General features: G+C 61.8%; 12 protein-coding genes and 2 pseudogenes. 12 read left to right on the top strand and 2 right to left on the bottom strand.

Features of this window, described 5'->3' with window-relative positions:
* Positions 1–44: 44 nt before the first annotated feature.
* The 8 genes from ehuB (at position 45) to doeB (ending at position 7,296) form a co-directional block, all read left to right on the top strand.
* The gene (gene ehuB / locus FFM81_RS23160; RefSeq protein WP_128397718.1) at positions 45–893 is read left to right on the top strand and encodes an ectoine/hydroxyectoine ABC transporter substrate-binding protein EhuB; all 849 of its coding nucleotides are present in this window, start codon (positions 45–47) and stop codon (positions 891–893) included.
* Between the two features lie 76 nt (positions 894–969).
* Positions 970–1,629: an ectoine/hydroxyectoine ABC transporter permease subunit EhuC gene (gene ehuC / locus FFM81_RS23155; RefSeq protein WP_138384497.1), complete on the top strand. Its 660-nt coding sequence runs from the start codon at positions 970–972 to the stop codon at positions 1,627–1,629.
* A 4-nt stretch (positions 1,630–1,633) separates the two neighbouring features.
* Positions 1,634–2,293: an ectoine/hydroxyectoine ABC transporter permease subunit EhuD gene (gene ehuD / locus FFM81_RS23150; protein WP_025417758.1), complete on the top strand. Its 660-nt coding sequence runs from the start codon at positions 1,634–1,636 to the stop codon at positions 2,291–2,293.
* 2 nt (positions 2,294–2,295) lie between these two features.
* The gene (gene eutA / locus FFM81_RS23145) at positions 2,296–3,075 is read left to right on the top strand and encodes an ectoine utilization protein EutA (RefSeq protein WP_138384498.1); all 780 of its coding nucleotides are present in this window, start codon (positions 2,296–2,298) and stop codon (positions 3,073–3,075) included.
* A 4-nt stretch (positions 3,076–3,079) separates the two neighbouring features.
* The gene (eutB, locus tag FFM81_RS23140; RefSeq protein ID WP_138384499.1) at positions 3,080–4,078 is read left to right on the top strand and encodes a hydroxyectoine utilization dehydratase EutB; all 999 of its coding nucleotides are present in this window, start codon (positions 3,080–3,082) and stop codon (positions 4,076–4,078) included.
* Positions 4,075–5,067, top strand: a complete 993-nt coding sequence (gene eutC, locus FFM81_RS23135; protein WP_138384500.1) for an ectoine utilization protein EutC — start codon at positions 4,075–4,077, stop codon at positions 5,065–5,067. Before eutB ends, eutC begins: the two co-directional genes overlap by 4 nt.
* Before the next feature lie 32 nt (positions 5,068–5,099).
* Positions 5,100–6,281: an ectoine hydrolase DoeA gene (gene doeA, locus FFM81_RS23130; RefSeq protein WP_003572520.1), complete on the top strand. Its 1,182-nt coding sequence runs from the start codon at positions 5,100–5,102 to the stop codon at positions 6,279–6,281.
* 7 nt (positions 6,282–6,288) lie between these two features.
* Positions 6,289–7,296, top strand: coding sequence for a N(2)-acetyl-L-2,4-diaminobutanoate deacetylase DoeB (gene doeB, locus FFM81_RS23125; protein ID WP_025417763.1), 1,008 nt, complete (start codon positions 6,289–6,291; stop codon positions 7,294–7,296).
* Positions 7,297–7,323: 27 nt separating this feature from the next.
* Here the strand turns inward: doeB and FFM81_RS23120 are convergent, their stop codons facing one another.
* Positions 7,324–9,141 (bottom strand): methyl-accepting chemotaxis protein, encoded by a 1,818-nt coding sequence (locus tag FFM81_RS23120; protein WP_003572516.1) that lies wholly within the window; start codon positions 9,139–9,141, stop codon positions 7,324–7,326.
* Positions 9,142–9,395: 254 nt separating this feature from the next.
* On the opposite strand from FFM81_RS23120, the gene FFM81_RS23115 reads away from it, so the two are divergent.
* The gene (locus FFM81_RS23115; RefSeq protein ID WP_003572515.1) at positions 9,396–9,644 is read left to right on the top strand and encodes a hypothetical protein; all 249 of its coding nucleotides are present in this window, start codon (positions 9,396–9,398) and stop codon (positions 9,642–9,644) included.
* The gene (locus FFM81_RS23110) at positions 9,641–10,054 is read left to right on the top strand and encodes a type II toxin-antitoxin system VapC family toxin (RefSeq protein ID WP_138384501.1); all 414 of its coding nucleotides are present in this window, start codon (positions 9,641–9,643) and stop codon (positions 10,052–10,054) included. Before FFM81_RS23115 ends, FFM81_RS23110 begins: the two co-directional genes overlap by 4 nt.
* Here the strand turns inward: FFM81_RS23110 and FFM81_RS33245 are convergent.
* A pseudogene (locus FFM81_RS33245) lies at positions 10,047–10,773 on the bottom strand (EF-hand domain-containing protein); the annotation flags it as partial. The gene FFM81_RS23110 and the pseudogene FFM81_RS33245 overlap by 8 nt on opposite strands.
* Positions 10,774–10,937: 164 nt before the next feature.
* Here FFM81_RS33245 and FFM81_RS23100 point away from each other — a divergent pair.
* Both FFM81_RS23100 and FFM81_RS23095 read left to right on the top strand, forming a co-directional pair.
* Positions 10,938–11,585, top strand: coding sequence for a TetR/AcrR family transcriptional regulator (locus tag FFM81_RS23100; RefSeq protein ID WP_128397711.1), 648 nt, complete (start codon positions 10,938–10,940; stop codon positions 11,583–11,585).
* 151 nt (positions 11,586–11,736) lie between these two features.
* Positions 11,737–11,989, top strand: a pseudogene (locus FFM81_RS23095) (DUF1217 domain-containing protein); the annotation flags it as partial.
* Positions 11,990–12,196 lie beyond the last annotated feature (207 nt).

Below are 12,196 nucleotides of genomic sequence, written 5' to 3'. Positions count from 1 at the left end.
CCCGCAAAAACAAACTCAAAGGAAAGCCAGAGGAGTTGGGAACGATGAAAGCAGGATATCTTTTGACCGCCGCCAGCCTGTCGCTGCTGCTGATGGCCGCTGCCGGCCCGGCATCGGCTGCCGATGACAAGCTCGAACAGTTGAAGGAACAGGGCTTTGCCCGGATCGCCATCGCCAACGAGCCACCGTTCACGGCCGTCGGCGCCGATGGCAAAGTGTCCGGGGCCGCCCCCGATGTGGCGCGCGCGATCTTCGAAAAGCTCGGCGTCAAGGAAGTGGTCGCCTCGATCTCCGAATATGGCGCGATGATCCCCGGCCTGCAAGCCGGCCGCCACGACGCGATCACCGCAGGCCTGTTCATGAAGCCCGAGCGCTGCAACGCCGTCGCCTATTCCGAACCGATCCTCTGCGACGCCGAAGCCTTCGCTCTCAAGAAGGGCAACCCGCTGAAGCTGACGAGCTACAAGGATATCGCCGACAATCCGGATGCCAAGATCGGCGCGCCGGGCGGCGGCACCGAGGAGAAGCTGGCGCTTGAGGCCGGCGTGCCGCGTGACCGGGTCATCGTCGTTCCGGACGGCCAGAGCGGCATCAAGATGCTGCAGGACGGCCGCATCGACGTCTATTCGCTGCCGGTTCTGTCGATCCACGATCTGATGGCCAAGGCAAACGATCCGAACCTCGAAACCGTCGCTCCCGTCGTCAATGCGCCAGTCTATTGCGATGGCGCCGCCTTCCGCAAGCAGGACGTCGCGCTGCGCGATGCCTTCGACGTCGAGCTGAAGAAGCTGAAGGAATCGGGCGAATTCGCCAAGATCATTGAGCCTTACGGCTTCTCGGCTAAGGCGGCGATGTCGACGAGCCGCGACAAGCTCTGCGCCGCGGCGAAGTAACCAGGGGTAAGCAGCCGGCCGTGCTTTGGGCATGGCCGGCTTTTCCTCGCACCATCTCCAGAGAAGTGAGTTGCCGATGTCGGTATGGTCCGGCTATCTGACATTGATCCTTGAGGGCGCCCTGGTGACGCTCGAACTGACGGTCATGGGCTCAGTGCTGGCGCTTGTTATGGCGTTCCTGGCAGGCCTCGGCCGCCTGTCGCGCTTCTTTGCCATCAGGGCTCTGGCGACGGCCTATATCGAGTTCTTCCGCGGCACGTCGATCTTCGTCCAGCTCTTCTGGGTCTATTTCGTGCTGCCCTTCGCGGGATTGACGCTGACGCCGCTGCAGGCGGGCGTGCTGGCGCTCGGGCTCAACGTCGGCGCCTATGGCGCGGAAGTGGTGCGCGGCGCCGTCAAGGCGGTCGGTCGGGAACAGTCGGAAGCCTGCATCGCGCTCAATCTCTCGCGCTATCAGCGCATGCGCCACATTATCCTGCCGCAGGCGCTACCGCTGATGCTGCCGACCTTCTGCAACAATGCGATCGAGCTGTTGAAGGGCACGGCCGTCGTGTCGCTGATCTCGCTGACGGATATGACCTTTCAGGCGCAGGTCGTGCGGGCGCAGACCGGCAATACGCTGGTGCCCTTCGCGACGATCCTCATCCTCTATTTTCTCATGGCCTTGGCAATCTCGGCTGCGATGCGCTCGCTGGAGCGGCGCATGGCACGTGGCGTCGACGGCATAAGGACCTGATCATATGGAATGGGATTGGGACTTCGTCTGGCAGATCATGCCGACCCTTCTCGAAGGGTTCAAGATCACCATTCTCGCGACGATCCTCGGGGCGGTCGTCGCCATGGTCGTCGGCCTCGGCCTCGCCATCGCGCGGCGGTCGCCGATCGCCGCCGTTTCCAGGACCGTCGCTTTCGTCTGCGAATTCATCCGCGGCACGCCGCTTTTGGTGCAGCTCTACTTCATCTTCTACGTGCTGCCGGATATCGGCATCCGGCTGGCGCCGCTGGTCGCAGGCGTCATCGGCATGGGCATTCACTACGCGACCTATACCGCCGAGGTCTATCGTGCCGGCATCGAGAATGTGCCGCGCGGACAATGGGAGGCGGCCAAGGCCACCAATCTGACGACACGCCAGGCTTGGATCCACGTGGTCATTCCACAGGCGATCCCGCCGATGATTCCGGCGCTCGCCAATTATTTCATCGCCATGTTCAAGGAGACGCCGTTGCTTTCGGCGATCACCGTGCTCGAACTGATGAACCAGGCGAAAAGTATCGCCAACAGCAACTATCGCTATATCGAACCGATGACGCTGGTCGGCGTCTTCTTCCTCGTCGTCAGCCTGATCTCGGTTCTGGGCTTGCGCTGGCTCGAAGAACGTTACGCCAGGATGGATGACTGAGCATGACTGCAAAGATCGAGATCATAACCGCCGGCCGGGTGCCGCGGCTAGATGACCGCCCGCTCAAAAAACGCGTCGGCCTGGTGATCCTTGCCACCGACCATACGACCGAAGTCGATTTCCAGCGGATGGTCGCCAGCGACGATATCGGCGTCTATGTCAGCCGTATCCACTACGCCAATCCCGTGACCCCGAAAAACCTTTTGAAGATGCAGCCGTCGCTGACGGCGGGTGCTGCGCTGATCCTGCCGGACGAGGCGCTGGATGCGCTCATGTATTCCTGTACCTCTGCCTCGGTCGTCATTGGCGACCGCAACATCGAAGCGGCGATCCATGCGGCCAAACCGGGTGCTCCCGTGGTGACGCCGACGGCGGCGGCGGTGAAAGGGCTGCAGGCGCTCGGCGCCAGACGGATCTCGGTGCTGACGCCTTATACGATCGAGACCAGCCGGCCAATGGCCGATTATTTCGCGGATCTCGGCTTTGCGATCGACCGCTTCACCTGTCTTGGCCTCGCGGATGATCGCGAGATGGCGCGGATCGCGCCCGATGAAATCGCAGCCTTCGCGCGCCAGGCGACGGCGCCACAATCCGATGCGCTGTTCATCTCCTGCACGGCGGTGCGCGCCGCTCAGGTCGCGGCCCGGATCGAAGCGGAGATCGACAGACCTGTCGTCACCAGCAATCTCGCCACCGCCTGGGCTTGCCTGAGGCTCTGCGGCGATGACCGGCCGCGGCCCGAACTCGGGCGGCTGATGGCCATGCCCTATCCGGAGGGTTGAGACGATGGCGAGCACATGGCCGGTTTCATTGGAGGATATCCGTGCTGCGGCGCGCCGGATAGCTGGTCGGGTGCGCGTGACTGCGATGGCGCAGTCGGTTTCGCTAAGTGAAATCGCAGGCGTGCCCGTCCATCTCAAGCTCGAACATCACCAGGCGACTGGCAGCTTCAAGCTGCGCGGCGCGACCAATGCGGTGCTGTCATTGTCACCGGCTGAACGAGCACGCGGTATCGTTGCGGCCTCGACTGGAAATCACGGCCGGGCGCTTGCCTATGCCGCAGAGGCGGAAGGCGCGGTTGCGACCATCTGCATGTCGCGGCTGGTGCCTGAGAACAAGGTTTCTGAGATTCGCCGCCTCGGCGCCGATGTCCGCATTGTCGGGCGCTCGCAGGACGAGGCGCAGCAGGAGGTTGACCGGCTGGTGCGCGAGGTGGGGTTGGTGATGGTCCCGCCCTTCGACCATCCCGCCGTCGTGGCCGGGCAGGGCACGCTGGGGCTCGAAATCATCGGGGCATTGCAGCAGGTGTCGACAGTGCTGGTGCCGCTTTCGGGCGGTGGCCTTGCGGCGGGTGTCGCCGCCGCGATCAAGGGCGTCAATCCGAAGACCAAGGTGATCGGCCTGACGATGGAGCGGGGCGCGGCGATGAAGGCGAGCCTCGATGCTGGGCGGCCGGTGCAGGTCGAGGAATTGCCGAGCCTCGCCGACTCGCTCGGCGGGGGCATCGGCCTCGACAATCACGTGACCTTTGCCATGTGCCGCGATCTCCTCGACGACGTCATCCTGCTTTCGGAGGCGGAAATCGCCGCCGGCATGCGCCATGCCTATGCCCTCGAACGCGAGATCGTCGAGGGAGCGGCAGCCGTCGGCATCGCGGCCCTTCTTGCCGGAAAGGTCAGGGCCAATGGTCCTGTCGTTGCGATACTGTCCGGACGGAATGTCGACATGGAGCAGCACCGGCGCGTGATCAATGGCGAGATGCTGTTTGCGGAGGATGGGCGATGAGCCGGATGATCATTCTGACGGAAGCGGAACTGAGGACCGTCATCACGCTCAATCGCGATGCCGTCGGCTGCGTCGAGCAGGCTTTCGAAGCGCTGGCGACCATGGCGGTCGCCATGCCGCCGATCCTGCGGCTCGATATTCCGGAGCATCGGGGCGAGGTCGATGTGAAGACCGCCTATATCCCCGGCGTCGAAGGTTTTGCGATCAAGATCAGTCCCGGTTTCTTCGACAATCCCAAGCTTGGTCTGCCAAGCACCAACGGTATGATGGTGCTGCTATCGAGCCAAACCGGGCTGGTGCAGGCGCTGCTGCTGGACAATGGCTACCTCACCGATGTGCGCACCGCGGCGGCTGGCGCCGTCGCGGCCAAACATCTGGCGCGTGAAAATTCCACCGTCGCCGCAATCTTCGGCGCCGGCATGCAGGCGCGGCTGCAGCTCAAAGCGCTAACGCTGGTGCGGCCGATCCGTGAAGCGCGAATATGGGCGCGCGATACCGCAAAGGCTGAAGCTGCGGCCGCTGACCTGACGAAAAAGCTTGGGTTTCCCGTCACTGCTATATCGGACCCCGGACGGGCGATTGCCGGCGCCGATATCATCGTCACCACCACGCCTTCCGAAAAACCGATCATCGAGGCCGGATGGCTGGCACCCGGCCAGCATCTGACGGCCATGGGCTCGGATGCCGAGCACAAGAACGAGATCGACCCGGCTGTCATCGCCGGCGCCGGCCTTTACGTCGCCGACAGCCTGAAGCAGACGCGCCGCCTCGGCGAGCTGCATCACGCCATCGAAGCCGGATTGGTCGCGAGCGATGCTGAATTCACCGAGCTCGGGCAGATCGTTGCCGGCCGAACTCCGGGGCGGACGAAGAGCGACCAGATCACCATTGCGGACCTCACGGGAACCGGCATCCAGGACACCGCCATCGCCACGCTCGCCTTTGCGCGGGCCGGTGCGGCGAAGGCCGGAACCACTTTCGAAAGCTAACCGGCACTGCGCCGGACAAGAAGGGAAGAGACATGACCCAGCCCAATCTCAAATTCTCGCTCGGCGAATATGCCGCGCGGTTGGAGAAGACACGTCGTGCCATGGAAGCGAAGGGTGTCGAGCTTTTGATCGTCAGCGACCCCTCGAACATGGCCTGGTTGACCGGCTATGACGGCTGGTCCTTCTATGTGCACCAGGCGGTGATCGTGCCGCCGTCCGGCGAGCCGATCTGGTTCGGCCGCGGCCAGGATGCCAATGGCGCCAAGTTCACCGCCTATCTGAAGCACGACAACATTGTCGGTTATCCCGATCATTACGTACAGTCGACCGAACGCCATCCGATGGATTACCTCTCCGGCATCCTGACCGAGCGTGGCCTCGGCAAGCTGACGATCGGCGTCGAGATGGACAATTACTGGTTCTCGGCCGCAGCCTTTGCGGCGCTGCAGAAGCATTTGCCCAATGCCCGTTTCGTCGACGCCACCGCGCTCGTCAACTGGCAGCGCGCGGTCAAGAGCGAGACCGAGATCAAATACATGCGCAACGCCGCCCGTATCGTCGAAGCGATGCACGCCCGCATCTTCGACAGAATAGAGGTCGGTATGCGCAAGTGCGATCTGGTCGCCGAAATCTATGATGCCGGCACCCGTGGCGTCGACGGCATCGGCGGCGACTACCCGGCGATCGTGCCGCTGCTGCCGTCGGGCGTCGAAGCCTCGGCACCGCATCTGACCTGGGACGACCGGCCGATGAAGAAGGGCGAGGGCACCTTCTTCGAGATCGCCGGCTGCTACAATCGCTACCACCTGCCGCTGTCGCGCACCGTCTTCCTCGGTAAGCCGACACAGGCTTTTATCGATGCGGAAAAGGCAACGCTCGAAGGCATGGAGGCCGGCCTTGCGGTCGCAAAGCCCGGCAATACCTGCGAGGATATCGCCAACGCCTTCTTCGGCGTCTTGAAGAAATACGGCATCGTCAAGGACAACCGCACCGGTTACCCGATCGGTCTGTCCTATCCGCCGGATTGGGGCGAACGCACCATGAGCCTGCGCCCCGGCGACCGGACGGAATTGAAGCCCGGCATGACTTTCCATTTCATGACCGGCCTCTGGCTGGAGGACATGGGTTTTGAGACGACCGAGAGCATTCTCGTCACCGAGAGCGGCGTCGAATGTTTCGCGAACGTGCCGCGCAAACTGATGGTCAAGGATTGAGGCTGTCATGAACGAGATTGGCTTGCGGCCGTCGCCGATCAGCGCGACGGTGGATTTCGCTGCCGAGGGCATCCAGCACGGTTTCCTCAGGCTGCCTTACAGCCGCGACGATTCCGCCTGGGGCTCGGTGATGGTCCCGATCACGGTCGTCAGCAACGGCAACGGTTCGACGGCGCTTCTGACCGGCGGCAATCATGGCGACGAGTATGAAGGACCGATCGCGCTCTTCGATCTCGCCCGCTCGCTGAAGGCCGAGGAGGTCAGCGGCAGGGTCATCATCATACCGGCGATGAACTATCCGGCGTTTCTGGCGGGAACCAGGACGTCGCCGATCGACCGGGGCAATATGAACCGCAGCTTCCCAGGCCAGCCGGACGGGACGGTGACGCAGAAGATCGCCGACTACTTCCAGCGTGTGCTCCTGCCGATGGCCGATCTCGTTCTCGACTTTCATTCCGGCGGCAAGACGCTCGATTTCCTGCCCTTCTGCGCAGCACACATCCTGGCGAACAAGCAACAGGAGGCAAAGGCTTTCGAATTCGTCACGGCCTTTGCAGCGCCTTATTCGATGAAGATGCTGGAGATCGATGCGGTCGGCATGTACGACACCGCGGCCGAGGAGATGGGCAAGGTTTTCATTACCACGGAACTCGGCGGCGGCGGGACGGCTACGGCCAAGAGTGCGGCGATTGCCAAGCGCGGCACCATGAATGTGCTGCGCCATGCCGGGATCGTTGCAGGCGCCGCCCATATTGATCCGACGACCTGGCTCGACATGCCGGACGGCCGCTGTTTCTCCTTTGCGGAGGAGGGCGGCCTCATCGAGCCTCTTATCGATCTCGGTGAAGCCGTCAGTGAGGATGCAGTCATTGCTCGGATCTATCCAACCGGGCGGACCGGGGTGGCCCCCTGCGAGATCCGCGCCGGCATGAGCGGCATTCTCTGCGCACGGCATTTCCCGGGCCTGGTCAAACCAGGCGATTGCGTTGCCGTCGTCGCAACCGTCGACGAATGAGGTGACGGAAGAAGCCCGACCGTCGCGTCAAGCGGCTTGACGCGGCCTTGACATGCTGGCTGCCGCGTCGATCTGAAAGCGTCTGACGACCCCTTCCAATGTCTGCGTTTGGGCGCCGAGCGCGCGACAGGCCGAAGCGGTTTCGACCGCCATCGTCGCGTTGCGTTGCGTCACCTGGTCGAGAGCATTGACGGAGGCATTGATCTCGCGGATCGCGACCGCCTGCTCGGAGGATACAGTAACGATCCGGGCGATCAGCCCGGCAACCTGCTCGACCTGTCCTTCGATTTCCTGAAGCGCCTTGCCGGTGCGGTTGACAAGCTCCACCCCGGTGGAGACCTGAGAGGAGGATGTGGAAATCAGAGCCCTGATCTCCTTGGCGGCGTTGGCCGAGCGCATGGCGAGTTCACGCACCTCCTGTGCCACGACGGCAAAACCCTTGCCCGCCTCGCCTGCGCGGGCCGCTTCAACCCCGGCATTGAGCGCCAGAAGATTGGTCTGGAAGGCGATTTCATCGATGACATTGACGATGTCGCCGATCTGTGAGGACGAGCCTTCGATCCGTTCCATGGCGGCGATCGCTTCGCGGACGACGGCCGCCGAACGTTCGGCGCTGCTGCGGGTCTCGGTCATCATGCCGGTCGCCTTGCCGGCATGATCCGAGGCGTCTTTCGCCTTGGCATTCATCTCGCCGAGCGCGGCTGCGGCCTCTTCAAGCATCGCGGCTTGCTGTTCCGTGCGCGATGCGAGGCTCTCGGTTGCACCTGTAATGTCGGCCGAGGCGCTATCCACCTGTTTGGAGGTTTGGGCGATCTCGGCCATCGAGGCGCAAAGCGCATCCATGCTGTCGTTGAACTTGGCGCGCAAAGTCTCGTAGGCGGTGGCAAAGGGCGTGGTGATCCGGCAATCGAGATTGCCGTGCGATAGCTGGTCCAAGCCATGGGTCAGCTGAGCGATCACCGTTTCGCGGATCTGCTCTTCGGCGGCTTTTTCGGCCATCTGGCTGCGTTCACGTTCAAATTCCGCATCGCGAAGTGCCGTCTCGCGCTTCTGCGCCTCCTGGCGCTCGAGCGCGTTGCTGCGGAATACCGCCACGGCCTTGGACATTGCGCCGATCTCGTCGGGACGGTCGGCATAAGGGACGTCAGTTGAAAAGTCGCCGTCCGCGAGGTTGCCCATATAGGCTTTCATGCCATCGAGCGGCACGATTGCCCGGCGGCGCAGAAGATAGAGTCCGACCAGCAGCAGCCCGAACGATCCGAAGCCGGCAGCGCCGGCATAGATCGTCCAGGTGACGATTTCGGAGGCTGCGTTCTTTTCCTCGCCCTTCAGGAAGGCATCGGAATTGGCGACGAGTTTCTCCACCGCGTCCTGGTGCGCATGGAAGGCGACGCGCAATTGCTCGATCGCACCGTGCGCCTTGTCCTCGTCCTTTGCATTCAGCGCCGGGATGATCTCACGGTTCATCACGTCCCAGAATGTATCACCCTTGGCGATAACATCGTTTTCGAGTTCGTCCTTCAAAGCCTGCGGCAGCCGGGTGGTTTTCCAATAGGCGCGACGGTCGTCGTAAGCGGCTTTGAGATTGGCGATCTTGGCGAGATTGGTGGCGGTGAGTTCGGGAAATTTGCTCGCCTCGAAGGAGAGCATATAGGATTCGACCACGAAGAGCGGGGGCGGCAGGATATCGGCGATCAGATCTTTGCCGTAGACGACCTGCTCGTAAACCGGGCCGTTGACTTTCAGCCGTTCGAGCGCCGATTGCTGCAATCCGATCGACATGAAAAGGCCTGTCGAAACGGCGACACCAAATGCCACCAAGCTGCGCGCAATAGTAAAGGCCAAAGGACCGTCTCCAAATAACTTGTGGCTTCGCCCGCAAGACGCCTGATCTACGTACGGCATTATTTCGCGCGAACGCTGAAATATGGTTAATTCTTCTAAGTATCAGAGGTTGATTGGGCCTGTCCGAGGCGGTGCAAGCGTCCAAAATTGGGGTGTTTGAGGGATCGTTCAGGTTATTTTTTGGCATCAAGCCACCATCTGCCATCTTGATGGCTTGCGGCGAGGCCGCTATGTCTATCGCAAAGGAGATCAACATGGCTGAACCTCAGCTTTCCGTACGGAGCGCGAGGGCGCGTGACCTTGCTCACCGGCTTGCCCGCCGCGAAAACCGTTCGATAGCCGACATTGTCGAGCGAGCGCTTGAATCCTATGAAATACGCGAAGCGGGTCGTGAACCGGCATCATCCTTTTACACCAGGCTTTCGCAGCAAAGCGGGACGGATATCGACCTTGAAGCCGTTGTCAGGGCAGGCCGGCAGGCGCATAAGGGCCTCGAGCTTTGATTTTTCTCGATACTAACATTGTTTCGGAAACTTTGAGACAATCGCCGGATGAAGCGGTGATCGCATGGCTCCTCCGGCATGATGCTGAATTGGCTCTGCCGACGGTGACGATCGCCGAGATCGCTTTCGGCATCCAGAAGATCCGGCCCGATCATCGGGCCGAACGCCTCGAACGGGGACTGTCCGACTGGCGGCGTCGGTTCGCGGACCGGATTTTTGGCCTGACCGAGGAGGCCGCTCTTGCCTATGGCGAGATCATGGGGACGGCAACTCGTCAAGGGCGCGGCATGTCAGCGCCGGATGGCATGATCGCAGCTATTGCGCAGGTGAATGGTGGTCGACTTGCCACGCGAAACCTGGGCGATTTCGTCACCACGAACCTTGAATTGATCTCCCCGTGGGAGTTTTGATCTCCCGAAGCAAGCAGCGGCCTAAATCCACGTCCTCCGGCTTGCCGGCCATGGCGGGCGGCGGTCCGTCGGGACGCTGCGACGAAGGAGAGGACATGGCCTCGGTCAGCGCATCAGCCGATAGCGAGCCGGCGCTTTCGCTGTCGAAGCTGTCGAACAGTGTGCCGGCCTGATCCTCGCTCACATCGGACGGCCGGCCTGCGACGAATTCTGCCTTGCTCACCAGCCCGTCTCCATCGGTATCGAGATCGGAGAGCAGCGATGCAAGCTCGTCATCACCTTCGGGCGGCGGCCGTGGTCCGCCCGCCCGCGCGGATCTCTGGGCGGACATGCCCTCGGAGCGCATCGACCGACAGCGAGCCGGAACCTTCGCTGTCGAAGCTGTCGAACAGCGTGCCGGCCTGATCCTCGGTCACATCAGACGGTCTGGCTGCGACGAACTCGGCCTTGCTCACGTAGCCGTCGCCATCGGTGTCAAGCTGCGCAACGTCCGTGCCGTCATCGCCGTCCTGCCCCGTTGGAGCCGGACTGTCCGGTAAGGCCGTTCATCGCCAGCGACATCAACTGGGACATGAGTTTCTCGCGCTGTCGGACTGCTGGCTTGTGGTTGATTTTTTTGCCGAAACCGTACTACAGGATAGAATGTCCTGGGCTGCGGATGTCGAATTCTTACTACAGGAATAGGAAGAAATCGATGTCGCGGCGGAAATGGTTGTCATACGCGCTCCATCGCTAAGAGGGTCGGGATGCAACGCATTGCAGAACTGATTAGTTCTCTAATAGAAATTGCTAATGCCACAACCGAAAAAATCATCCCTCAGAATTCGCGGTTTGCTTTTCAGGGCGGTCGGCGTGCACTTCGGTAAAGCGGTTCAAGATCGTCATGGGTGGTGTTGATGAGCCCGCAGATGAGCCGCGCAAGCGAGGCCGGCCGAAAGTCTCCAGCGATGAGGACAAGCGGACGCATATCGTCGAAATCGCCCGCCGCGTTTTCGTAAAATACGGTTATGCCGGAAGTACGACCGCGGTCGTCGCCGCCGAGGCCGGCGTCTCGAAACAGACGCTCTACAAGTTGTTTCAGAGCAAGGAAGAGCTGTTTGCCGCCGTGGTCGGTGCGCATCGGCGTCTGATGCTCGACCTGCCGAGGCCCGCGGAAGACCTTCCGATCGGCCAGAGCCTCGAACATATCTTCATGATCGACATGGATGAGGAGAAGGATGCGGATCACGCCGGTTTTCTGCACCTAGTCTTTCACGAAGCGTCGCAGTTTCCTGAGCTTGTCGACATTCTGCAGCGCGAAGGCATCCTTGCTAGCCGTCAACACCTCGCCGAGTGGTTGAGCGATCGCCAGGCGGAAGGCCAGCTGACGCTCGATGATCCGGCGAGTGGAGCCCGGATGCTGATGGACATGATCTTCGGAGGGATGGTCCCGCCGGAAGGGCGCGCTCAGGCCTGGCCCGACCGGGCCGAACTGCTCGCCCATCTTCGCCGCTGCATCGCAATCTTCGCAGCCGGCGTCGGGGCCTCGTAGGCCCAAAAAGGCATTCTCCGCCTTTTGTTCCAATTCCATATTGGATGAATAATAGAACTATACAGTTCGTTTAAATTGATTTGGCCGCATGAATCTGGCTGCGCCTCGCCATGACCGGCAGGCTTTCGCGCCCGTTGGCCGCGCCCATGACATGGGACAGACGTTGGTCGCCACTTAGGTAAGCTATCTCGCAGTCGCACCAAATCCGAACGCCAGCCTCTCGAGCGTGGCGTCCCAGGCCACGCTTGCGCGACAGAGCCTATTACAAGGAAAACATCGGCAAGGTCACCACTGTCGATCAGTTCAGGGCGATTACGAACTCTACTCCTATGCCATGAAAGGCCTACGGGCTCGACGACATGACCTATGCCAAGGCCTTCATGAGGGCGCTGGCTGAGCAAGACAACCGGCCCGCGGCCGAGGCGCGAGAGCAGGGCAGCGGGGAGACGGCCGTTTCGAACCGGCAGGACGAAGCGCAAGGCGGGCGACCGGGCAACCACGATGAGGGTGGCTGACTGAAAACCTTCCCGCTCGGCCTCGTTCTGCAAGCTCGCCCGGCGTGCGTTCTTTTGGCCGCACAAAGGACGCTCTAGCACTTTGAAACTGCGCGC

It is taken from the genome of Rhizobium hidalgonense (assembly GCF_005862185.2).
Lineage (GTDB): Bacteria > Pseudomonadota > Alphaproteobacteria > Rhizobiales > Rhizobiaceae > Rhizobium > Rhizobium hidalgonense.
This window is presented reverse-complemented; position numbering and strand designations above follow the sequence as displayed.